Genomic DNA, 23,826 nt, shown 5'->3' on the forward strand with positions numbered 1-23,826 from the left:
CCGATTTGGAGGGGGACGCGGTGCAGCAGCGTTCTCAGTAATACGCCAGCAGTGTGACACTCACCTTGGTCCTGGCGGCGAAGGTGGGCAGGGCGTCCTCGACACCGGTGACGGGATCGAACGTGCCGGAGACGCCCATCCCCGGGCCTCCCACGGTCCGGAGCAGCTCGAACTTCCACTCACTCACCACCGAGTCGCGGCCCATGAGGACCTCCGGCGGAAGGGAGGGCAGCTCCTCGCCGAGCTCCTCCACGGCGGTGACGGCGGCTTGATCCAGCCCCCCGTTGCCCGAGGGCGCGAGGAGCTCCGTGGAGAGGACGTTCCCGCCGGGGTCCTGGGTGAGACGCACCACCGCCGCGCCCTCGCTGTGCGTCCATCGGGTCGGCAGCATATAGGCCAGCCGCTCCTGGGCCTCCTCCAGCATGGGGTGGGAGGCCGGTCCGGCCGCGAGCGGATCGACGCGGCGGGGGTGTTTCATCGGATCCTCCATCTCGCCGGAGCGGGAGAGCACGCTGCCCACGTCGTTCGCCTTCCGGGCCACCTTCTCCTTCGTCGTCTGTTCGTCTTCCACGTCCGCATGGCTCTGTTGGAAGCTCCGTGTGAGCACCTTGCCCATGTCACCGAAGTACGAGTGGCTCAGACCGCTCTCGGCGCGCCGCCGGGCGATGGTGTCGCGAGCCGTCTCGGTGGCGAGCTCCTGGGGGGAGGCGGGGGGCTCGGGGGCACGAAGACGGGTACCCGGAGGCCCCGGCTCGGGTGGCGGCACGGGAAAGTCGCCATCGGACTGGAGCGCCAGGGTGTCGGCGCCCGGCAGGAGCGAGGGTTTCTCCGGGCGCGGCTCGGCGCGGGGCACATCACTGGCCAGGGGGGCGGGTGCCGGCGGTGGTGGGGCCTCGGAGGGCGGGGCCGTGCGGGTCCTGTCTCCCTTGCTCCCCGCCTGGGGCTGGCGCGTCTCCGGACCCTGGCTCGGTGGGTTCAGGGTGGGCGGCGGATCGGGGGCGGGACGGGCAGGGGGAATGTCGACGACGATCACCTCCACCGGGTCCTGGGGGGAGTGCGAGGAGACGGAGGGTTGCCCTGCTGGAGGAAGGGGGATGCGCTGCCACCACCACAGCAGCACCAGGTGCAGCACGAGGCTGAAGGCCAGGGCGAGCTTCAAGACACGGGATGGGTGCCTCATGTGCCCAGGCCCTCACGGTCCGCCGCCGCGTGGGGCTTCCCCACGAACGGACTGCGAAAAAACGGTAGGCATGGGCCATGCCGGTGGGATCTCCGGAGGGGATGCGAGGAGCCAGGCCTCCGATTGCATGCCCCGGTTGCATGCCCCGGTTGCATGCCCCAGGTGGTGCACGGGGCGCGTGGGCCGCCAGGAGAGGGGGCCAGCGGGGGAGCGAAACCCGCCGTGCACCGTCTGACGGGCTCGTTCTTCACCGTGTGTTCAATGGACTGGCTTGCATGGAGGCCCGAACCCCGGCATGGATGCCCCGATGACCGCCGACCGCTCGATCCACCGTCTCTCCGTCGCGCCCATGATGGACTGGACGGATCGCCACGACCGCTACTTCCTGCGCCTGATCTCCAAGCGCACGCGGCTGTACACCGAGATGGTCACCATTGGCGCCATCCTCCACGGCGACAAGGTGCGGCACCTCGACTTCTCCCTGGAGGAGCACCCCGTCGCGCTCCAGCTCGGCGGCAGTGATCCGGAGCAGCTCGCCGAGTGCGCCCGTATCGCCGAGCAGTGGGGTTATGACGAGGTGAACCTCAACGTGGGCTGCCCCTCGGACCGCGTGCAGAACGGCATGTTCGGCGCGTGCCTCATGGCCAAGCCCGATCTCGTGGCCCGCTGTGTCGAGGCCATGCGCGGCGCCACCCGCCTGCCCGTCACCGTCAAGCACCGGCTCGGCATCGATGACCTCGACTCGTACGAGCTCCTGACGCACTTCGTGCGGACCATCCACGGCGCGGGCTGTGACACCTTCATCGTGCACGCGCGCAAGGCCTGGCTCCAGGGGCTCAGCCCCAAGGAGAACCGCGAGATTCCTCCGCTGCGCTACGAGGCCGTCCGCCAGCTCAAGACGGACTTCCCCCACCTGACCATCGTGCTCAACGGCGGCGTGAAGTCCCTGGAGGCCGCTCGCGAGCACCTGGCGTGGGCCGATGGCGTGATGATCGGCCGCGAGGCCTACCAGAACCCGTACATGCTCGCGCTCGCGGATGGTCTGCTGTTCGGCGACGAGCGCCCCGCGCCCACCCGGCGTCAGGTGGTCGAGGCGTTGATGCCGTACGTGGAGGAATTGCTGGCTCGTGACGGGCACCTGTCGCGAATCACCCGCCACATCCTGGGGCTCTTCGCGGGGCAGCCGGGAGCGCGTGGCTGGCGGCGCGTGCTGAGCGAGCGCGCCTGCCGGCCCGGGGCGGGGATGGAGGTGCTCCGGGATGCGCTCGCCCAGGTGCCGGATCGCGTCCTGGACGAGCCGCCCGGCGCCGAGCCGGCCCCGCTGGCCGCCTCGGCGTGAGCCACCGTCAGTAGACGTTGTACTTGCGGCGCAGCGCCTCGTGCTCGTCGGCGTTGCGCGAGGGGTGCAGGCGCCGCTCGGCGTCGTGGAGGTAGTACCAGAACTCGCTCGGCTTGGGCTTGAGCGAGGCCTGGAGCGACTCCACCGTGGGCGCGCCGATGGGCCCCGGCGGCAGGCCCTTGCGGTGCCGCGTGTTCCACGGGTCCTCCTGGTTGCGCAGGCGCTTGAGGAAGGCCACCCGATCATTCCACTCGGCCAGCTCGTAGCGGGACGTCGCGTCCACGCCCAGCGGGAAGCCCTTGTCCACGCGCTTCCAGAGGATGCCCGCCACCAGCGGACGCTGCGCGGGCACCGGCTCCTCGCGCTCCAGCATCGAGGCCATCACCACCACCTCGTGCAGGCTGCGGCCACTGCTCTCGAGGGCCGCGCGGTTCGGCGTGTAGAAGCGCTCGGCGAAGGTGTCCAGCTGGCGCTGGATGAGCTCCTGGACGTTGAAGGCGCCGGGCACCACCCGGTACGTCTCCGGGTAGAGGTAGCCCTCGAGCGTGGCGCGCGGGAGCGGGAAGGCCGCGGTGTAGCGGCTCGGCTCGCTGGCGGCGGAGATGTAGGCGCCGGGCTTGATGAGGCCCGCGGCGGCGAGCGCCTCGTCCGTGTCGCGCAGGCGCCAGCCCTCGATGACGACGAAGGGGACGTCCTCGGGGATGGGGCTGCCCTCGAGCGCGGTGGACAGCTCCGCCATGGTCATGGACGGGCTCACCATGTGGCGGCCCGCCTTGGGGGCGAACTGACCGCGGCGGTAGAGGTGCCAGCGCCAGATGCGGACGTCGCGGATCAGCCCCTGGGCGGCGAGCTGGGTGCCCAGACCGCGGCCCGTGGTGCCCTTGGGCACGGTGAATTCCACCATGGCGGCGCCCGGCGGGGCCACGGAGCGTTGGACCTCGCGCTCCGCCCAGAAGAACGTGCCGGCGACCGCGCCCACCGCGAGGACGAAAATCCCAACCAGGACGAGAAGGATACGCTTCATTCGGCCGCGCACCTTAGCACCGGCCAGCCCGGCCCCCAGGAGATGTTGAGGGGCCGGATGTCCTCCGGGCGCCCTTCTGCTCGCCCGCTGACCTTCCGGGAGTATGGCAGCATGGGCCGACCCCCCTGGAGGCCCCACCTCAATGCGTCGTGCCCTGATCTCCGCCCTGCTGCTTCTCACGGCCCTGCCCGCCAGCGCCGCCGGCTCTCCCTCCCAGAGTTCCTGGCCCCGCATCCGCAAGGCCCGCATCCAGCAACTGCTCCCGAGCGCCATGGAGCTGGCGAAGGTGGATGCCTGGGTCGTCATCTGCCGCGAGAACGACAACGATCCCCTGGCCATGCACGTGGGTTGTGAGAACACGGGTGCCCAGGCGGCCTTCCTCTTCCTGAAGCAGAAGGGCGGGGTGCGCTCGCTCGCGCTCTCTCCGGCCGGTGAGGCCAGGGCCCTCCAGGACGTGGGCCCGTTCGACGAAGTGGTCTCCCTGGAGCGCGGCACGGACGTGTTCGCCCGGGTGGCCACGGCGCTCGCCGAGGCGAAACCCCAGCGCATCGCGGTGAACTCCTCGAGCAAACTCACGGTGGCGGATGGGTTGTCGGCCACCCAGCGTCAGCGGCTCGAGGCGGCACTGTCTCCCACGCTGCGCCGCCGCATCGTCTCCTCCGAGGAGCTCGTCTTCGAGTGGCTGTCCGTGAAGCTTCCCGAGGAGGTGGAGATCATGCGGCGCGCCGCGGCGCTGACGGCCTCGCTCCAGGAGGAGGCCTACCGCAACGTCATCCCGGGCAAGACGCGCGACTCGGACGTGGCGCGCTTCCTCAAGAAGCGCATGGCCGAGCTGGGCGTGGAAGACGGCTGGCAGCCAGACCAGAACCCCAATGTGAACTCCGGTCCGGACCGGGGCCACTCGCACGCGACGGATCGGGTCATCCAGCCGGGTGACTTCATCCAGATGGATTTCGGCATCAAGGTGGAGGGCGTGTGGTGCACCGACATCCAGCGCTTCGCCTATGTGCTCGCCCCGGGCGAGACGCAGCCTCCGGCCGACGCGCTGGAGAAGTGGGAGAAGTCGAAGAAGGGCAGCCGCGTGGCACTCGCGACGATGAAGCCCGGGGTGCGCGGTTACGACGTGGACAAGGCCCAGCGGGACTGGATGCGTGAGGCGGGCTCGGAGCCGGTGATGTGGGGCACGGGCCATCCCGTGGGCTACTGGGCGCACGACGTGGGCCCGGCGCTCTCGGGCGCGCAGAAAGGCAAGCCCCCCGAGGGCTGGGCGCTCCGGCCGCTCCGTCCCGGTCAGGTCTTCGGCTTCGATGGTTTCTTCGCCTGGAAGCTCCCGACTCCCGGCGAGACGAAGACGCTCTCCGTCGAGGAGATGGCCGTGGTGACGGAGAAGGGCGCGGAGTACCTCATCCCGCCGCAGGAATCGCTCATCCTCATCCCTTCGCCGGCCGAGCCTGGCAAGCCCGGCAGCGGGAGGTGAGCCGGCGTCATGGCTTGCGCAGGCCCCTGCCCGTGACGAGGTACACGGCGAAGCTGCCCAGCCAGTGTCCGCCCTCGTAGTGGGCTCCCGTCACCGCCCGGAGCCCCGCCTCACGGTGGAGCTTCGCCGTGGCCCGCAGCGCGCGCAGCCGTTTGTCCGTGGGCGGCAGTCCGGACACGATTCCCTCCAGCATCCACGCCCGGCTCAGGTTCAGTCCGTCCAGGTGCGCCAGCTTCGGATCGCTCGGGTCCGTCACCACCGCCGGGGCGAGCCAGGCCGTGGAGCCATCCGTGGGAATCTCCGGCAGGAAGCCGCGCAGCCACGTGGCGAAGCGCGCCGGAGGGAGGAGCCGCCGCATCAGGTCCGCCTCTCCCAGGCACGGCGAGAGGAAGTCCTGCCCCGAGGGCTCGTACGCGAGCGGGCCCCGGACGTCCTTCCCATAGAAGGTCTCCACCCGCGACGTCAGCAGTTGCTCCATCGCGCGATCCTCCGCCCGCCGCGCCCAGTCGAGGATGAGCCCGAAGGAGAAGGCCGTCTGATCATGCTCGCCCTCGCGGATGGGCCGCGAGAGCTTGGGCAGCCACTCCCGGATCCGATCGGCCGAGCGCGTCTCCAGCGGCTTCAGCGTGGCCGACCACTCGCGCGCCTGGGGATCGTCCCACTCCCGCAGCTCCGCCGCGAGCTGGAGCAGCCACGCCAGCCCATAGGGGCGCTCGAAGGACACCCGGCCCGGGGCGCTCAGGTAGCGCACCTCCACCTCGATGTTCGCGGGCGTCAGGCTTTTCGCCAGCGCCTCCCGGGCGCGCGCGGCGAAGGGCGCCTCCGGGAAGGTCCGCGCCAGCCGCACCAGCAGCCAGTGCCCGTGGACGGCCGAGTGCCAGTCGTAGCACCCGTAGAAGGCCGGGGTGAGCTCGCGAGGCGGGCGCACGTCCGCGTCGCCCGCCATCACGTGAGCGATCTTGTTCGGGTACTCCTTGTGGACGCAGGCGAGCGCCAGCTCCGCGAAGCGCGTGGCGGCCTCGGCGCCGAACTCCGGGGACGGGGGCGTGTTGGAGGTGAGCGTGGTCACGAGGATCGTCAGCAGGAGAGGGGAGGTCATGGCGTTTCAGCGCGGCTTCGCTCGAGGCACGATGGGCACGGTGAAGGAGAAGGTGCTGCCACGGCCCGGCTCGCTCTCCACCTGGAGCCGTCCGCCGTGTGCCTCGACGATGCCCCTGGCGATGGACAGCCCGAGGCCCGCCCCGCGGCGATCCGTCCGGTTCGCCTGCCAGAATCGATCGAAGATGTGCGCGAGCGACTCGGGAGGAATCCCCGGACCGGTATCGCGCACATGGAAGCGGACCTGTTCTCCCTCCACGCGCGCGCCCACCCGGATCTCCCCTCCCGCTGGCGTGAACTTCAACGCGTTGCCCAGCAGGTTGGAGAAGACCTGGAGCAGCCTGTCTCGATCGGCCAGGACGTGAGGCGCCTCCTCGGAAGCGTCCAGGTTCAGCTGGTGTCCCGTGGCCTCGGGACCGGCCGAATCGATGGCTTCCCGCAGCAGGCTGGCGGGGGTCTGGGGGCTCACGTTCAACGACAGCCGGCCCGCCTCCAGCCGCGCCACGTCCAGGAGATCCTGGATGAGCCGGCCCATGCGCCGGCACGAGGAGGCAATGGAGCTCACCGGCTCCTGGCTCCGGGTCTGGAGGTCCGCCGAGCCCAGCTTCTGGATCTGCCGTTCGACCACCTGGAGCCACAGGGAGATGGAATTGAGCGGGCTGCGCAGATCATGGGCCACGATGCCCAGCACCTCGTCGCGTACCTTCGTCGCGCGCTGGGCGGCCTGATAGAGCCGGGCATTCTCCATCGCCAGGCTGGCGAGCCGTGCCAGCCCCTGGGCGAACTCCACGTCCGCCGCGCCATAGCCGCGCCCCGGGCGGGTCGAGATGAAGACCAGCGCTCCCAGCAGCCGCTCGTCGCTCAGAAGGGGAACGCCCATGATCGAGCGCGGCTCGAGCCGCCGCAGCAGCGACAGGTGCTCGCCGCCCTGGGCCATGGACTCCAGCGCCTCGGGAGGCACAACGGGCATGAGCAGGGGCTCGCGCCGCACCAGCACCTCGCGCGCGAGGAAGGGCTGGCTCATGTCGATGCGGAACTCGCGCAGGGCCGTGGCCAGCTCCCGCTGTCCGGGCTCGTGGTGGGCCACCTCCAGCCGGCGCACCTGCTCGCCCTCGGTGACGTACACCATGCACCAGTCCGCCAGTGACTCCACCGTGAGCCGGGCCACCGCGGCCAGGGTGCGCTCGGCGTCCAACGAGCTGGAGAGCGTCTCCCCGGCCCGCGCCAGGAAGCGGTGCTCCGCCTCCACCTGCTTCTGCAGCGAGACGTCCCGCAGGATGGCCGTCAGCACCCGCTCGCCCTCCACCTCCATCCGGGAGATGGCGGCCTCGGCGGGGAACTCCTCTCCGTTCTTCCTCCGGCCGAAGATGGGCTGGCGCTCGGCCATCCTCCGGGAGGCCACGGGCCCTCTTCCGAAGGCGTCGAGGTGTCCGGGGTGGCCGCCCCGGAAGCGCTCGGGGAGGAGCAACTCCAGCGGCTGGCCGAGGATCTCCTGGGCGCTGTAGCCGAAGATCTGCTCCGCCCCGGAGTTGAAGAGGGTGATGCGTCCCTGGCCGTTCACGGAGATGATGGCATCCGCGGCCAGGGAGATGATGCCCGCGAGCCGGGCCTCCGAGGTGCGCAGGGCGTGCTCCGTGTTCCGCTCCGCCGTCATGCCACCATTTCATACCGCATAAACGAGCACGCGGTGGCGACTCAGAAGGCTCCCACGGGCCTGAGCAGTCCTCCGGACACCGCCGGCTTCTGCTCGAGCGCGGCGCGCCGCCCCTCGCCTGTCAGCTCGTAATAGCGCCTGGGCCGGCCACCCCGCTCCGCGAGGGGCTCTCCCTCGAAGCTGCGCACCAGACCTTCGCGCTCCAGCGCCTTGAGGGCGGGGTACACCGAGCCCTCGTCCAGGACGATCTTCCCCTCGGTCCGCGCACGAACCTTCTCGATGATCTCCAGTCCGAAACTCCTGTCCTGCACCAGCACGGTCAGGATCGCGGTCCGGGTCGAGAGGAGAGTGTCCATGGGGCGCGGAGACTACCTCGGACTTCGCGGATTACAACCCCACGTCACGGGTATGCCCGCCAGTGACCATTTGAACCGGTCCCGGGCTGGACGCTCGCCCGGCCGTCCTCGGACGGAGCGGAGGAGGGCCTTCCGGGAGGTCTCTCCTCGAATGGGTTCCGAACGATGCCGGCAGGACCCCAACTTGCCCGGTGCGGCTTCACCGCATGGAGGATGGGGAACCCAGATGAGCGCCACCGTCAGCGACTACCTGCTCTATCGCCTCTCACAGTGGGGCGTCCGCCGCATCTACGGGTACCCGGGGGATGGCATCAACGGCATCCTCGGAGCGCTGGGCCGCAACTCCGAGCTCCAGTTCATCCAGACGCGCCACGAGGAGATGGCCGCCTTCATGGCGTGCGCCCATGCCAAGTTCACAGGCGAGCCCGGCGTGTGTCTGGCCACCTCGGGCCCAGGGGCCATCCACCTGCTCAACGGCCTCTATGACGCGAAGCTGGATCACCAGCCCGTGGTGGCCATCGTGGGCCAGCAGAAGAGCATGGGACTGGGTGGCCACTACCAGCAGGAGGTGGACCTGCCGGTGCTCTTCAAGGACGTGGCGTCCGAGTACATCACCATGGTGACGCACCCCTCGGCGGTGCGCCATGCGGTGGACCGGGCCCTGCGCATCGCCCGCGCCGAGCGCACCGTCACGTGCGTCATCATCCCCAACGACATCCAGGAGGAGCCCTACCAGCCGCCTCCTCGCGTGCACGGTTCCATCCACTCCAGCGTGGGCTACAGCGAGCCGCGCGTGATTCCCCAGGAGAAGGACCTCAAGCGCGCCGCCGAGGTGCTCAACGCCGGCAAGAAGGTGGCGATGCTGGTGGGCGCGGGCGCCCTGCGCGCGGCGGATGAGCTCATCGAGGTGGCGGACCTGCTGGGCGCCGGCGTGGCCAAGGCGCTGCTGGGCAAGGCGGTGCTGCCGGACTCGCTGCCCTTCGTCACTGGCGCCATCGGCCTGCTGGGCACCCGGCCCAGCTGGGACATGATGATGGAGTGCGACACCCTGCTCATGGTGGGCACCAGCTTCCCCTACTCGGAGTTCCTCCCACCCGAGGGCCAGGCGCGTGGGGTGCAGATCGATCTCGACGGCCGGATGCTCGCCATCCGCTACCCCATGGAGGTGCCCCTCACGGGCGATTCCAAGGAGACGCTGCGCGCGCTCATTCCGCTGCTCAAGCGCAAGGAGGACCGGAACTGGCGCGACGGCCTCGAGAAGAGCATCCGCCAGTGGTGGAAGGCGTCGGAGGGAATGGCGATGAAGGACGCCAACCCCATCAACCCCCAGCGCGTCTTCTGGGAGCTGTCGCCGAGGCTGCCGGAGGGTGTCATCCTCTCGTCGGACTCGGGCTCGGCGGCCAACTGGTTCGCGCGCGACCTGAAGATTCGCCAGGGGATGATGGCGTCCCTGTCGGGCAACCTGGCCACCATGGGCTGCGGCGTGCCGTATGCCATTGGCGCCAAGTTCGCCTACCCGGACCGGCCCGTCATCGCCCTGGTGGGCGACGGCGCCATGCAGATGAACGGCAACGCCGAGCTCATCACCGTGGCCAAATACTGGAAGGAGTGGAAGGACCCGCGCTTCATCGTGCTGGTGCTCAACAACCGCGATCTCAACCAGGTGACGTGGGAGCAGCGCGTGCTGGCGGGTGACCCGAAGCTGCCGGCCACGCAGGATCTGCCCGACTTCCCCTATGCCCGGTACGCCGAGTCCATCGGCCTGCGCGGCATCCGCGTGGACAAGCCGGAGCAGATCGCCCGCGCGTGGGACCAGGCGCTGAGCTCGGACCGGCCGGTGGTGCTCGAGGCGTACACGGATCCGGACGTGCCGCCGCTGCCGCCGCACATCACCCTCGAGCAGGCGAAGCACTTCGCCCAGTCCATGCTGAAGGGGGACGTGAACACGGGCGGCATCCTCAAGCAGTCCATCAAGGGCCTGGTCGAGCAGCTCAAGCCCCACAAGAAGGACTGAGCCCGGGAGGGTTCCGAAGACGGGCAGGGCCCTACGGCCCCGCCCGGGGCCCGGGTGCTACTCGTGGCCCTGCCCGTTGTTGCCGGTGCTCGCCGTCTCCGTCCCGATGAGCGAGTGGACGCCGTCCTGCGCCGTGTGGGCGCTGACCCAGAAGAGGGTGGAGAGGATCCTCATCTGGATCCTCCACTTCGGCTGTCCCGCCCTCACCATCTGCTGGAGCACCTCCAACGCATCACCCAACTCCTCGGCGTTGATGCGCTGGGGCAGGTGCACGCCCATGGCATCGAAGAGCCGCCGGGCCTCCAGCAACAGCTCCGGCTGCCCTGGGTGCCGCGCCAGGGCCGCGGGCCGTGCCGCTTCCTTCCTGGCGGGGGCAACGGATGGCACGGAGGCGCGGAGGGGGACGTAGGTGGCCCCCAGCACGTTCCGGCGCGAACCCGTGAGCCCGTCCTCGAGCGCGAACCACTCATCCCCGTATGTGGACTCCGGCTTGTGCTCGTCGTTCATCGGAACACCTCCGTGGGATGCAACAGGTTGAGCCATGTAACGACACGAAGAGAGATCTGCCCGTGGTTACCCTCCCGAATGCCAACGGCTCCCACGTGCACGGCCCGTGTGGGTTTGCCGGTGCTTTCGTGGGATGCAAGGTACCTTGAAATTTGAGATTTTCAATTGAAACTTTCCACACTCATCAGACTGTTTGATTCCTGACAAGTGGGGAGATGGCCTACGCCCCGAGCTGCTCGAGCCCCACGGTGACGCGGAGGGAGGCATCGGCCCAGGCGGCCGCGAGCGCCGCCTCGTCCCCGGGCAGGCCGGAGGCACGGGCCGCGTCCAGCTTCTTGGAGAGCGCTCCCAGGTCCTCCGCCAGGCGCTTCATCCCGAGCTCCTGGACTCGCGAGGCCACCGCGGAGAGCCGGGTGCCCCAGGCCGGGACGACGTGGCGCAGGCCCTGGTGCACCGCGTCCGCGAGGCAGCCTTCCAGCTCGGCCAGGGCCGCCGGGAGGGGCTCCAGGGGCGGCCTGTCCCCGGCGGTGCGCAGCGGCCCCGTCGCGGTGGCGGGTTGCATGTCGAGCACCACCACCCCCGTGCCCTCGCAGGACAGCGCGAGCGGCTCGACGACGAGCCCCCGGGCCGTCCTCCGCACCTCACCCGAGAGGTAGCGAAGCGCCCCGCGTTTTCCCCCCAGCCCCTCGGCGAGCGCGTCCAGCGCCCCGGGGGCCACGCGGCGGTGGGACAGCTCCACGAGGAAGCCGTGTCCGCCCGCGTCCTCCAGTTCCGCGCGCACCAACTGGGCGCCCGGTGAATAGGCCACGTCCACCACGCGGGAGACCTCGAAGGCGTGCACGTTCTCGGCGAGCTGCCGTGGCCGCAGGAAACGCGGAGGCCGGGCCCGCAGGGCGGCTTCCAGCGCGGAGACGTCCTTCACGAGCAGTGGCGCCGGCAGCAGGCTCCAGTCCCCGGACTGGGGCGTCACCGAGGTGCGCTGCAGCCCGCGCGTGGAGAACACCACGAGGCGATCCGGCAGACGCGTGGCGCCCGAGGTCACCACCTGTCCCCGCGAGAGGGTCTCGAGGGTCGCACCGGGAGCGCCCTGGCGGCGTCCGAGCTCGGCGCCGTCCTCGGGGGTTTGATCCTCCGCGTAGGTGAAGGCCCGGCGCACCACGAGGAGGCTCGCGCTGGCCGGATCCGCGAGCACCAGCTCCGCGCGGCGTTCCCGGCCATCGGCGAACAGCCGCGCCCCGAGTGACACCAGCCGGACGTAGTCGAGCTTCGTCTCGGGGGCTTCGTCCATGCCCAGCACGGCGCGGGGCGGGACGGCGCCCGAGGTCCGTGCGGCCCGCAGCCGGGCGAACAGCTCCGCCAGGGTGGCGGAGAGTTTCGCCGGGGTGTAGCGGGCCCCTCGGGCCACATAGGCCCCGAGCAGATCCTCCAGCTCATCGAGCGCCGCGAGCGGCCAGGCCATCTTCACGTCCGCGAGGCTCGAGCGCGCCACCGCGAAGCGCCCCGCGAGCCCGGTGCTGGCGTGCTGGGCTCCCTCCAACAGGAGGAAGCTGGCCAGATCGCTCGCCGCGTCCATCGCCGGCCCGCCCTCGTGCGAGGCGGCGTGCTCGCTCGCCACCTCGACGGAGAGCTCACGGCTCGCGGGGTCCTTGGCGTCGGCGGCGCGGAAGGCCCAGATGGCGAGCGGCAGGTGCTCGCAGCCCGTGCCCACCGCGCAGTCGCAGCGCGCGTAACCCAGGTTCCGGGGCACGAGGAAGCGCACCGTGCACGTGGCGAGCGACACGGTGGGGATGTCCTCGCCCACGAACGTCCCCCGGCGCACCTGGGCGAGGTAACCGCGCCGGCGGAGGGACTCGGCGCGCTCCAGGGATCGGCGGGGGATCAGCTCCTCCAGGGCCTTGTCCTCCACCGAGCCCGGGGACCAGGGCGGCTCCGGTGCGGCCTCCGCGGCCTTCTCCGGGGCGGGCGCCGCGCTTGAGGCATTGGCGAACGCCGGGTAGGCGAGTGCCACGGCCACGCGGTGCCGGCACACGGTGGTGGAATTGCACGAGCAGGGGCTGTCCTTCAGGCTCTTGCCCGGGAGCAGCCGGGCCGTGTTGCCATCCTCGAAGGTGCCCACCACCGTGCCATCGGCCAGCTCCTCCAGCCGGGGAGCCTTGCCCTGCTCGATCTCCTTCTGGGCGCGCTTCACCAGGCCCAGGTTGGACACACTCGCGATGGCCTGCGGGGTGAGGGCGAGGAGATCCGGGCGGCTCATGCGCGCACCTTCTCGGCGATCCACGCCGCGAGCTGGCCGGGCGTCATGGCTCCCACGTGGGCGCCCACGTCCACCAGCCGCCGGGCCAGGTCCCGGTCGTAGTTGGGGGTCGCGTCCGGTTCGAGCGCCGCGAGCCCCAGCACCTTCGTCCCCTGGGCGCAGAGATCCTTCACGCGGCGCACGAGCAGCTCGGGGCCGCCGCCCTCGTAGAAGTCCGTGATGAGGACGACGATGCTCCGCCGGGGGGACTCGATGAGCCCCGCACCGTAGGCCACGGCCTTCTGGATGTCCGTGCCGCCTCCGAGCTGCACCTTCATCAGCAGCTCCACGGGATCCGTCACCTCGCGGGTGAGCTCCACCACGGCGGTGTCGAAGGCCACCAGGTGCGTCTGGATGCCGGGCAGTCCCCACAGACAGGCCGCGGTGACGGCCGAGTGGATGACGGACGACGTCATGCTGCCGGATTGATCCACCAGGAGGATGACCTGCCAGCGCTCGGTGTGCTTCCGGGTGCGCGAGAAGAACGAGGCGTGCTCGATGGCGATCTTGCGCTCGGTGGGGGAGTAGCGGTCCAGGTTCTCGCGCAGCGTGCGCCGGAAGTCGAAGTTGCGCGCCACCTTCAGCGGCGAGCGGCGGCGCCGGTCGAGCACGCCCGAGAAGGTCTGGCGCACCTCCTTGCTCAGCTTCTCCATGAGGTCGCGCACCACCTTCTCGACGATGCGGCGGGCCACCGCGAGCACCTCGGGATTCATGAGGTGCTTGGTGCGCAGCACGGCGCGCAGCAGCGTCTCGTTGGGCTCCACGCGCGAGAGCACGTCGGCGCGCGTCACCACCTCGTCGATCTTGTAGCGCTCGACGGCATCGCGCTCGAGGCGCTCGATGGTCTCCTTGGGGAAGAGGCTGTGGACCTCGTTGATCCAATCCGGGACGGTGAGCGAGGACGGGCCTGTTCCTCCCTGGCGTCCTCGGACATCGCGGTCGGCGAGGTCTCCCTCGCGCCCGTACAGCCACTCGAGCGCCGCGTCCATGCCGCGGCCCTGGGCGTCCAGGCTGTTGCCGAGCGCTCCCTCTGCTGCTTCACCGAGCACGAGGCGCCAGCGCGCCAGGGGATCCATCGTCATCGCGCACCTCCCTCGTGGGGCCGCAGCAGTCCGTAGCGGGCCAGCACCTGCTCCATCTCCTCGTCCAGCGCCGTGCCCGCGGCGACGAGCGCCGGGTCCACCTCGAGGCGGAGCAGTGTCCGCGCCCCCGCGGGATCCTTGCCGTGCAGGGTGAGGATCGACCGGGCGATGTCCTCCTTCTCCCGGGGCGGGAAGAAGCCGAAGGCCAGGCGCAGGGCCGGGACGGCGACGAGGAAGTCCTCCTGGGGCAGCTCGCGGAGCACCTCGTCCAGCACCGCGGTGACGGGAGGTGCGCGCACCACCTGCTCCCGGGCGAGCCGGAACAGGCCGGCCAGGAAGTCACCCAGGATGGCGGGACGTGCCGCGGCCCGGGTCGCGCGGATGGCGGCGGCCTCGGCGCTGGCCTCGTCGGAGAAGCGGGACAGGGACCAGAGCGCTCCGAGCGCGGCGCCTCGCACGGCGGGTGGGGCGCGGAGATCGGCCAGACGGCGCTCGAACACGGCGGCGGCGTGCGTCTCGTCGAGCGAGAGCGCCCGGCCCGCGAAGCGGAGCGTGTCGCGCAGCGCGGCCACGGCACGGAGGTGTCCCTCGTCCGCGGGAAGAGCGGGCCCGTCGAGCTGTTCGAGCAACCAGAGTCCCCGATCGAAGGCCGCCGCGATGACGGTGCCCACCTCGGCCGAGCCCTGAGCGCCGAGCAGCACGTCGTATCGCCAGACGGAGAGGAGCCGCTCCAGGGCCAGGCCCAGGCGGGTGAGATCCGGTTCGTGCAGGGCCTGCGCGGCCACGGACTCGAGCACGCGTTGCGCCAGGCCCTTCGCGCCGATGAAGAGGCTCTCGGCGAGCAGCAGCGCGAGCCTGCCCAGGTCCGGCCCCGCCGTGCTGAGCGCCTCCTCGAGCCGTCCGGTGGCCGCCACCTCCAGCGAGGGGCCCCAGCCCGAGGCCTCGATGACCCAGGAGATGAAGTCCTCCGTGGGTGCCACCGTCCAGGACTCCTGGAGCACGGGCTCGGTGGGGAAGGTGGGGCCCGCGTCCCGTGTGAAGCCGGGGATGCCGAGCACCCGCAGCCGGTGCAGCGCGCGGCTGCGCTCCAGGTGCGCGGGCTCGCGCAACTCCACGCCCACCTTCCGGGCACGTCCCTGCGGCCGGAGATCATGCGCGGTCAGGACGCGCTCCACGTCGGCCAGCAGCGGGGGCCTCGGGGTGGAGTCGCTGAGCCGGCCCGTGCGGTCGCCCGAGAATGCGCGCAACACCTCGGCGAGGAGCGGATCCGTGTCCGGGGAGAGGACACCGCGCGTCGTCCACGGCAGCGCCACGTCGAGTGCGTCCTTCACCAGGGCGGCGGCCATTCCGTCGAGCAGGTCCGAGCGCGCCAGGGCCGTGTGGGCGCGCAGGCGTCCGAGCCCCTCGGCCATGACGGAGGCGGCGATGAGGTCCGCCGAGGAGATGTGCTGTCCCCGGCCGCGCAATCGCGTGACGGCGGCGCGGAGCATGTGCTCCGGGGCCTTCTCGGGGCCGAGCTCCCATACCGCCTGGTAGAAGGCGGGGGAGGGCATGCCGGACTCGTAGCCGGTGAAGGAGTCCAGGCGGCGGAAGCTGTACGGCACGAGGTAGCTGCGCGCGGACGGGTGACTCGGCGTCTCGGGGAAGGGGGTGCCCGGTTTCCTCGTGGCCCGCGCGAGCACGGGCGCGTGGAAGCCACCGCACACCACCACCACGGGGCCATCTCCCAGCGCCAGCGCGGCCTCCACGTGCTCCAGCATGAAGGCCTCGCGCCGGTGATCGCTCCCGGTGGCCTCCTCCTCGGCGCGGAACGAGTCGAAGTAGACGCGCAGCCGCTCCGCCAGGGTGTCCAGCTCGCACGGCTGCTCGAAGAGGTGATCCCAGAGGGCATCCATCCCCTCCAGGCCCAGCTTGCGGCAGAGCGTCTCGATGAGCCGGGCGGTGCGGCGCTCGCCGTCCGAGTAGCGGTTGCGCACGCCGTGGAAGGACTTGTCCCAGGCGGGCAGGTCCATGAAGCGCACCTGCGCTCCGGCCGCCTTGCCCTCCGTCAGGGCCACCCACTCGGGCGAGTAGGCGCAGAAGGGCGTCCACGAGGCATGGGTCCGCTCCTCGTCGCGGTAGCTGCTGAAGACGGCCAGCGGCAGCTCGTGCGGCAGGAGCAGCTCGTCCAGGCGGGCGTTCATGTCCGCCGGGCCCTCGATGAGCACGTGGCGGGGCTTCACCTTGCGAAGCGTATGCGCCACGACGCGGGCACACGCCGGGCTGTGGTGGCGCACGCCGACGACATGGAGGCCCGGAGTCCCCTGCATGCCCACGGTGTCAGCCCGGCAGGAGGTGGCGGGCCTCGTACAGGGCACGCCATTGGGGTCCATTGCGGCGAGCCACCCGCTGCTCCAGGTACGCGCGCAGACGCTTGAGGTCCTCGGGGCTGTCCTTCGCCGCGGTGCCGGCCAGCGTCTCCACCAGGTCCGCCGCCGAGCCTCCATCTCCACGCAGGTAGTAGCCGCGCACGCCCACCGCGTGGGCCACCGACACGGCCTCCGCCGTGGAGAGCACCGCCGTCAGCCGCTCCATCGCCTGGCCGTCGCTCGTCTCGCCGGCCCGCAACTCGCGGAACGTGGTGACGAGCACCTCCAGCAAGTCCTCCGAGGGCGTCACCGGCACGCCCGAGCGCTCCAGCAGCCGCTTCGTCTCGTTGCGCACCAGGGACAGCTCGGTGTTGAAGTCGCCGATGGGGAACACCGTCTCGAAGTTGAAGCGCCGCTTGAGCGCCGCGCTCATCTCGTTGACGCCCCGGTCGCGCGTGTTGGCGGTGGCGATGACGTTGAAGCCGTCCCGCGCGAACACCATGGCGTCCTCGTCCCGCAGCTCCGGCACCGCGAGCACCCGGTCCGACAGCATGGAGAGCAGCGAGTCCTGCACCTCGAGGGGGCAGCGGGTGATCTCCTCGAAGCGCACCACCTTGCCCTCCTTCATGCCCGTGTAGAGCGGGGCGGGCACGAGCGCGCGGGGCGTGGGGCCCTCGGAGACGAGGAGCGCGTAGTTCCACGAGTATTTGATCTGATCCTCCGTGACGGACGCGCCGCCCTGGATGGTCAGCGTGGAGGTGCCGGAGATGGCGGCGGCGAGCAGCTCGGACAGGAGGCTCTTGGCGGTGCCGGGCTCGCCCACGAGCATCAGTCCGCGGTTGGTGGCCAGCGTCACCATGGCCCGGTCCACGAGGCTCGGGTTGCCCACGAACTTGCGCTGCACGCCCAGCGACTCGTCTCCGAGGATGAAGCGGCGCACCGCGTGCAGGGACATGCTCCAGCCCGGAGGCTTCGGCGCGTCATCGTGGGCACGCAGCTTCTCGAGTTCCTCCGAATGGAGGGTCTCCGCGGGAGGCCGCTGGACGTCCTTCGCCGGACCGCTGCCGGCCGGGGTGGGGGCGGTGTTCTTCTTCCGGGTCGTCGCCATCGGGAGCACTCGTACTCAAGTGCGGCGGGACGCGCCAGCCCCTTCTCCCTGCTACTCGAGCCGCGAACGTCGGCCCGTCGCGCGACAGGCGAGCAGGAGGAGTGCTCCCCATGCGAGGAAGGTGGACCCGCTCGTGCCCGAAGAGCAGCCGCACCCGCTGGCGGGAGTTGGCACTGATACGGAGTTCAACTGCACGGAGACCTGGAAGTCGCACCGGGCCACGTTCCCCGAGGCGTCGGTGGCCGTCACGGACACCGGAGTGATGCCTGGGACGAAGCGGCTACCCGAGGGGTGGCTGTAACTCATCGTGACAGAGGAGCCGCTGTCGGTGGGTGAGGCCATCTCATAGGAGACGTCCGTACCCGCCGGGTCGAGGGTCACCACCGTCACATCCGCGGGGCACGTCAGGGAGGGCACGGTGGTGTCACGCACCGTCACCGTGAAGATGCACGAGGCAGCATTGTCCGCCGTGTCCGTGGCCGTCACCGTCACCGTTGTCGTTCCGAGCGAGAAGACCGTGCCGGAGGCGTGGCTGTAATTCACCGTAGCCGAGGACACCGCATCCGAAGCGCTCGCCGCCGGGTAATCCACCGTGGCGCCAGAGGTACTCGTGGCCTCCACCGTCATGTCCGCCGGGCAGGTCAGGGAGGGCGCGGTGGTGTCGCGCACCGTCACCGTGAAGGTGCATGAGGCCGAATTGCCTGCCCCATCCGTGGCAGTGGCTGTGACGGTGGTTGCGCCGAGCGAGAAGGCAGAGCCGGGGGCCTGGCTGTAATTCACCGTGGCGGAGGACACAGCATCCGAGGCGCTCGCCGCCGGGTAGTCCACTGTCGCGCCCGAAGCGCTCGTGGCCTCCACCGTCATGTCCGCGGGGCACGTCAGGGTGGGAGCAGTGGTGTCACGCACCGTCACCGTGAAGCTGCACGAGGCCGAGTTGCCTGCCCCATCCGTGGCTGTGGCCGTGACGGTGGTGGCGCCGAGCGAGAAGGCCGTGCCGGAGGCCTGGCTGTAATTCACCGTGGCGGAGGACACCGCATCCGAGGCGCTCGCCGCTGGGTAGCCCACCGTGGCGCCCGAGGCACTCGTGGCCTCCACTGTCATATCCGCGGGGCATGTCAGGGTGGGCGCGGTGGTGTCACGCACCGTCACCGTGAAGTCACACGAGGCGGAATTGCCCGCCGTGTCCGTGGCCGTGGCCGTCACCGTTGTCGTTCCGATCGGGAAGACGCTGCCGCGCGCCGGCTCATAGCTCAGACTCGGAGCGGCGGTGTCGTTGTCCGTTGCCTCCGCCTCGGGGAAGAGGACCGACGTGCCGGACGCTGTCGTGGCCTCCGCGTTCACGGGCTCGGGGCATGTCACCTCGGGCGGAACGGTGTCGGGCGTCACCTTCGGCAGCACCCAGAGTTCCTTGCCATGGACGTAGTCGTCGGCCACGAAATAGAGCTGGCCTCCGGAGACGACGAGTGGTTGCGGGCTCGACGAGGCCGCGCCCGGCATCAGGTCCGTTACGAGCTCCGTGCCTGCCTCCGTCCCATCGCTCTTCCACAACTCCACGCCGTGGACGCCGTCATCGGCCGAGAAATACAGCACCCCATTCAGCAGCGTGAGGTTCTTGGGCGAAGAGCCCGTGCTGCCCGGCCGGATGTCTTTCACGAGCACCGTGCCGGCCACCGTCCCATCGGTCTTCCACAGCTCCTGGCCCGAAATGCCGTCATCGGCCACGAAATAGATCGTCCCGTTCCACACGGTGAGCTGGCTCGGACCGGAGGACCCCGAACCGGCGCGAATGTCCTTGAATTGGCTCGTGCCCGCGGGTGTCCCGTCGCTCGACCACAGCTCCATGCCCGTGCTGCCATTGTTCGCCGAGAAGAAGAGCCTGCTTCCCAGTACGACCCTCGGTCCGAAGCTCACGTTGCCCGCGGAGAAATTCGTCATCCTCACCGTGCCCTCCGCCGTTCCATCGGTCTTCCACAGATCGGTCGAGGAAGGGCCGGCGCTGGTGGTGAAGTAGAGCGCTCCGTTCCACGACTCCCCCAGGATGGGAATGGAGGAACTGGTGCCCGCATAGAGATCCTTCACCAGGGCCGTGCCCGCGGCTGTCCCATCGGTCTTCCACAGCTCAAAGCCCGTGGTGGGGTCGTTGGCGCAGAAGTAGATCGTTCCCCCCGCTTCCCTGATGCCGAGGGGGTCGGAGCCCCGACCGCCCTCGTAGACGTCCTTCACCAGGACCGTGCCCGCGGCTGTCCCATCGCTCTTCCACAGCTCCCGGCCCGAATAGATGTCGGCGGCCGAGAAGTAGATCGTCCCACCCACGCTCCGCATGTTCTGGGGTTCGGAGCCCGTGGAGCCCCCATAGATGTCCTTCACCTGGAACGTGCCCGCAGCCGTCCCGTCACTCCTCCACAGCTCCCGGCCGCCGGAATCCAGTCTCCCCCCGAAGTAGAGCACTCCCCCCGCGGCCACGAGGCTCGTGGGGTCGTGCGATGCCATGATCTTGACGGCCCCCGTGCCGGCCTCCGTCCCATCGCTCTTGTAGAGCTGGACGCCGTTGAGCCCATCGTTGGCCACCAGGAAGAGCGTTCCCCCCACGTCCGTGAACAAGCCAGGCGCGGAGCTGGCGCCATGCGTCTGGATGTTCCGCACGAGCACCGTGCCCGCGGCCGTCCCATCGCTCTTCCACAGCTCGTCGCCACTCACTCCGTCATTGGCGGAGAAGTAGAGCATCCCGTCCAGGGCGGCGAGCGACGTGGGCGCCGCGTTCCTCGGCGTGGGGTGGAAGGTGGTGACGAGGACCGTGCCCGCGGTCGTGCCGTCGCTCTTCCAGAGCTCGCTGCCATTGGGCCCGTTGAACACGAAATAGAGGCTCCCGTTCACGACCGTCAGGTGGGCCAGGACGGGGAAGAAGGCCCCGCCCGAGAAGAATCGGACGCGCCCCGTGCCTTCCGGTGTCCCGTCACTCTTCCACAGCTCGTAGCCCGCATCCGTACTGGAATACATGGAGAAGTAGAGCGACGAGCCCATGGCGGTGAAGTACGGGGCCGTCCCCACCACATACCCGATGTCGGCGATATAGACCGTGCCCGCGTCCGTGCCGTCGCTCTTCCACAGCACGCTGCGGCCGCCCGGCGCGGCCATGAAGAAGAGTGTCCCGTTCACGTTCATGAGGTTGGACGGCTTCGAGCTGAACCTCGCCCCCGTATTGAGGTCCTTCACGATCACCGTGCCCGCGGCCGTACCGTCACTCCTCCACACTTCCTCGCCACGCGTGCCATCGTCGGCGGTGAAGTAGAGCACCCCGTTCACGTGGACGAAGTTGCGGGGATTGGAGCCATAGCTGCCGGGCTGGATGTCCTTCACCCGCACCGTGCCCGAGGCCGTGCCGTCGCTCTTCCACAGTTCCTCGCCGGTCGTGGCATCTTCCATCGCGAAGAAGAGCGTGTTGTTCACGGCGGTCAGCCACTTGGGACTGGCTGATGAATAGGAGGTTCCGATCGACTTGACCACGGTGGTTCCCGCGGCCGTGCCATCGCTCTTCCACAGGGCCTCCACGCGGGAGGAGGAGTCGAAGGCGGAGAAGTAGAGCTTCCCGTTCATCGCGACCAGGGTGCTCATGGGCGGCTCGATGCTGGGGTGGATGCTGTAGACCAGGACGGTGCCCGCGGCCGTGCCATCGCTCTTCCACAGCCCGGAGTTGTTGACGAAGAAGACCGAACCATTCAGCCGGGTGAATGCACGGGGATTGGAGCCAATGGTACCCGCGTAGGTGTCCTTGAGCCGGAACGTGCCGGCCTCGGTCCCATCACTCCACCAGGGCTCCGAGCCCGTGCTGTCGTCCGTGGCGGCGAAGATCACGCCCCCGTTGCCGGCGGTGATCGACGAGGGCTGGGAGCCCAGGTCCCCGGGCCGGAAGTCCAGGACACGAGCCACCTCGCCAGAGGCCGATTCGAGCTTCTGTGCCCGTGCGTCCGTGCGACGCGGCCCATCCGATGGGTCCTCCGAGTCCATCCCATCCGAACAGCTCATCACCCCAGCGAGCAGCACCGCCCCCCAGGCTCGAAGCATCCATCCCGTGCGCATCGTGTCTCCGCTGACATCCCTTGGCCGAAGCCTGGCCTCACCCTGACGGGCGGGGCTCCCCCGCAGGAAGCCCCTGGGGGTGAAATCCAGCTTCGCTCCGTGAGAATCGGATTCTATAGAACGGGGATGGCGCCGCGAACCTGACGGGAGTCCCACCGCCCGGGGCTCATGGAGACTGGTGCTTCCGGGGCAGGCGCAGGACGAAGCTCGCGCCAAGGCCCATGCCCGGGCTGTGCGCCGAGACCTGGCCCCCGTGCAGCTCGACGAGGTGGTGCACGATGGCCAGGCCCAACCCGAGCCCGCCATGGGCCCGGCGGCTGCTGCTGTCCTGCTGGCGGAAGCGCTCGAAGAGATGGGGCAGGAAGGCCGGGGAGATGCCCATGCCGGTGTCCGTCACCCGCAGCTCCACCGAGCCGTCCAGTGAGCGCAGTTGGACGGTGACGAGGCCACCCTGGGGGGTGAACTTGATGGCGTTGCTCAGCAGGTTCCACACCACCTGCTGGAGCCGTCCAGCGTCGCCCCACATGGGCAGGGGCTCCGTGACCGTCTCCAGCTCCAGCTTCACGCCTTTGCTGTCGGCGAGCGGCCGCGTGGACTCGAGCGCCGCGTCCACCACGTTCCTCATGTCCAGGGGCCCGGGCTCCAGGTGGAGCTTGCCTGTGATGATGCGCGAGATGTCCAACAGGTCCTCGATGACCTGGGCCTGGACGCGGGCGTTGCGCTCCACCGTCTCCAGGGCGCGGGCGCGCTTCTCCTCGGACAGGGTCCTGGTGCGCAGGATTTGAAGCCAGCCGAGTATCGCCGTCAGCGGCGTGCGCAGCTCGTGGGACACGGTGGCGAGGAAATCATCCTTGAGCCGGTTGGCCTCCTCGGCCGCCGCATGGGCCGCCTGCACGCGCCGCAGCAGTTCCAGACGTTCCTGGCCGGCGCGCCGTTGCTCGTCGATGTCGGTACAGGAGCCGATCCACCGCAGGAGGGTGCCGTCCGAGGCGCGCGCGGGTTGGGCTCGGGCGATGAACCACCGCCAGGCCCCATCGCTGGCCCGGCGCAGCCGGAGCTCGGCCTCTTGGCCGTTGAGGGTGTCCCGCGTCCGCTGCCAGTGCGCCAGGATGCGCGGCAGGTCCTCCGGGTGTATCGCGCGCGCCCAACCGCCCCCGAGGGACTCCTCCATCGAGAGGCCGGTGTACACGCACCAGGGCCGGTTGACGTACTCACAGGAGCCATCGGGCCGGGACATCCAGGCGAGGTGGGGAAGGGTGTCGGCCAGGAGCTGGAACTGCCGCACCTGATCGGCCCGGTCCTCCTCGGTGCGCTTGCGCGCGGAGATGTCATGCACCACCAGCGCCGCGCCCATGAGGCGTCCCTCGGTGAGGATGGGAGCGTTGGAGCAGTAGACGGGGATGAACGAGCCATCGCGGTGGATGAAGAGGTCCTCGTGGCCCTGGACAGGCCGCCCCTCGCGCATCACCAGCCCGAGGGGACAGGCGTCCATGGGGAAGGGCCTGCCATCGGGGTGGTGGTGATGGACGAGGTCGTGGAGGACCTGTCCGAGCATCTCCTGCCGGCTCCAGCCGAACATCCGCTCGGCGGCGGGGTTGACGTAGGTGAGGTGCCCCTGGGCGTCCATCATGAAGAACGCCTCGACGGTATGGCTGGCGAGCAGGTGGACGAGCTGACCCTCATCCTCCCAGGGGGCCTTGGTGGAGTGGCTCATCGCCGCCCCTGGCGAGGAGGGGGAACGGAAGGGCACCCGGGACGCACCAGCGCTGGAGAAGAGGGGCGAGCCATCTGCACCATGTCGCAGCGCCCGCCACCGGGGACTCCGGGGGCATTGGGGGGATGGCGCTGGCGGCGCTGGCCGTATAGCAGGGCGGCGGGAGAAAGATCGCGAGGCGTGCGCGTCCTGTTGGCCGCAGGACGCTGGAGGGTGGCTCCTCTCAGGAGGGTGCCTCCCGGAGTTCAATACCCATAGCCTGGATTCTGGAGCGCCACATGGCACGGGAAATCGATCTGACACAATGGCAGTCAGAGCTGGTTGATGCGTAAGCCTCCGATCCAGCCCAGGTAGTGTCGGTGCATGAGGGGCCGCAGAGTGCGCGGCGAGATGACGACGAGCACAGCGACGACGAAGACGGAGCCGGCGTGGTTGGAAGCAGCGCGGCGGCCGAGGTGGACACCGGAGGTAGCAGAGCAGGTGGTGCGAGCCTGGGAGGAGGAAGGAGGCACGCAGTCGGCCTTCATGCGCAAGCACGGGTTGCCGCGCGAGAGG

Annotated in this window: 15 protein-coding genes; 3 read left to right on the forward strand and 12 right to left on the reverse strand. The window is 70.0% G+C overall.

Annotated features, from left to right (window positions below; all coding sequences use genetic code 11):
• Positions 1-34 precede the first annotated feature (34 nt).
• On the reverse strand, positions 35-1,180 hold the full coding sequence (locus tag BO221_RS54020; RefSeq protein ID WP_143195682.1) for a TonB family protein: 1,146 nt from the start codon (positions 1,178-1,180) through the stop codon (positions 35-37).
• Positions 1,181-1,475: 295 nt separating this feature from the next.
• Between BO221_RS54020 and dusA the strand changes: the two genes are divergently transcribed.
• Positions 1,476-2,519 (forward strand): tRNA dihydrouridine(20/20a) synthase DusA, encoded by a 1,044-nt coding sequence (gene dusA, locus BO221_RS26260; RefSeq protein ID WP_073563223.1) that lies wholly within the window; start codon positions 1,476-1,478, stop codon positions 2,517-2,519.
• A 7-nt stretch (positions 2,520-2,526) separates the two neighbouring features.
• Here dusA and mltG read toward each other — a convergent pair whose 3' ends face one another.
• Complete coding sequence (mltG, locus tag BO221_RS26265) at positions 2,527-3,543, reverse strand: endolytic transglycosylase MltG (RefSeq protein ID WP_073563224.1); 1,017 nt, start codon at positions 3,541-3,543, stop codon at positions 2,527-2,529.
• A gap of 142 nt (positions 3,544-3,685) precedes the next feature.
• Between mltG and BO221_RS26270 the strand changes: the two genes are divergently transcribed.
• Positions 3,686-5,020, forward strand: a complete 1,335-nt coding sequence (locus BO221_RS26270; protein WP_073563225.1) for a Xaa-Pro peptidase family protein — start codon at positions 3,686-3,688, stop codon at positions 5,018-5,020.
• A 7-nt stretch (positions 5,021-5,027) separates the two neighbouring features.
• Here the strand turns inward: BO221_RS26270 and BO221_RS26275 are convergent, their stop codons facing one another.
• From BO221_RS26275 to BO221_RS26285, 3 genes are read right to left on the reverse strand one after another with little or no spacing between them, the layout of a single operon-like run.
• A complete protein-coding gene (locus BO221_RS26275) occupies positions 5,028-6,119 on the reverse strand; it encodes a DUF2891 domain-containing protein (RefSeq protein WP_073563226.1) in 1,092 nt (363 codons plus the stop codon).
• A 6-nt stretch (positions 6,120-6,125) separates the two neighbouring features.
• Entirely contained in the window at positions 6,126-7,772 is a 1,647-nt protein-coding gene (locus BO221_RS26280; RefSeq protein WP_073563227.1) for a PAS domain-containing sensor histidine kinase, read from the reverse strand.
• Between the two features lie 41 nt (positions 7,773-7,813).
• Positions 7,814-8,128: a PadR family transcriptional regulator gene (locus tag BO221_RS26285; protein WP_073563228.1), complete on the reverse strand. Its 315-nt coding sequence runs from the start codon at positions 8,126-8,128 to the stop codon at positions 7,814-7,816.
• Between the two features lie 226 nt (positions 8,129-8,354).
• Here BO221_RS26285 and BO221_RS26290 point away from each other — a divergent pair, with 226 nt between their 5' ends.
• Positions 8,355-10,142, forward strand: a complete 1,788-nt coding sequence (locus BO221_RS26290) for a thiamine pyrophosphate-requiring protein (RefSeq protein WP_073563229.1) — start codon at positions 8,355-8,357, stop codon at positions 10,140-10,142.
• Between the two features lie 57 nt (positions 10,143-10,199).
• On the opposite strand, the gene BO221_RS26295 is transcribed toward BO221_RS26290, so the two are convergent.
• The 7 genes from BO221_RS26295 to BO221_RS26325 all read right to left on the reverse strand — a co-directional run bounded on the left by BO221_RS26295 (position 10,200) and on the right by BO221_RS26325 (position 23,271).
• On the reverse strand, positions 10,200-10,649 hold the full coding sequence (locus tag BO221_RS26295) for a hypothetical protein (protein ID WP_073563230.1): 450 nt from the start codon (positions 10,647-10,649) through the stop codon (positions 10,200-10,202).
• Positions 10,650-10,869: 220 nt separating this feature from the next.
• Positions 10,870-12,903 (reverse strand): hypothetical protein, encoded by a 2,034-nt coding sequence (locus tag BO221_RS26300; protein WP_073563231.1) that lies wholly within the window; start codon positions 12,901-12,903, stop codon positions 10,870-10,872.
• Positions 12,900-14,024: a VWA domain-containing protein gene (locus BO221_RS26305; RefSeq protein ID WP_073563232.1), complete on the reverse strand. Its 1,125-nt coding sequence runs from the start codon at positions 14,022-14,024 to the stop codon at positions 12,900-12,902. The genes BO221_RS26300 and BO221_RS26305 overlap by 4 nt, the downstream gene beginning before the upstream one ends.
• On the reverse strand, positions 14,021-16,333 hold the full coding sequence (locus BO221_RS26310) for a DUF5682 family protein (protein WP_073563290.1): 2,313 nt from the start codon (positions 16,331-16,333) through the stop codon (positions 14,021-14,023). The genes BO221_RS26305 and BO221_RS26310 overlap by 4 nt, the downstream gene beginning before the upstream one ends.
• 10 nt (positions 16,334-16,343) lie before the next feature.
• Entirely contained in the window at positions 16,344-17,480 is a 1,137-nt protein-coding gene (locus BO221_RS26315; protein WP_073563233.1) for an AAA family ATPase, read from the reverse strand.
• Positions 17,481-17,531: 51 nt separating this feature from the next.
• The gene (locus BO221_RS26320; RefSeq protein WP_143195683.1) at positions 17,532-21,557 is read right to left on the reverse strand and encodes an ELWxxDGT repeat protein; all 4,026 of its coding nucleotides are present in this window, start codon (positions 21,555-21,557) and stop codon (positions 17,532-17,534) included.
• Positions 21,558-21,723: 166 nt separating this feature from the next.
• Positions 21,724-23,271 (reverse strand): PAS domain-containing sensor histidine kinase, encoded by a 1,548-nt coding sequence (locus tag BO221_RS26325; RefSeq protein ID WP_073563234.1) that lies wholly within the window; start codon positions 23,269-23,271, stop codon positions 21,724-21,726.
• Between the last annotated feature and the right edge of the window lie 555 nt (positions 23,272-23,826).

The organism is Archangium sp. Cb G35, assembly GCF_001896145.1.
Taxonomy (GTDB): Bacteria; Myxococcota; Myxococcia; order Myxococcales; family Myxococcaceae; genus Archangium; species Archangium violaceum.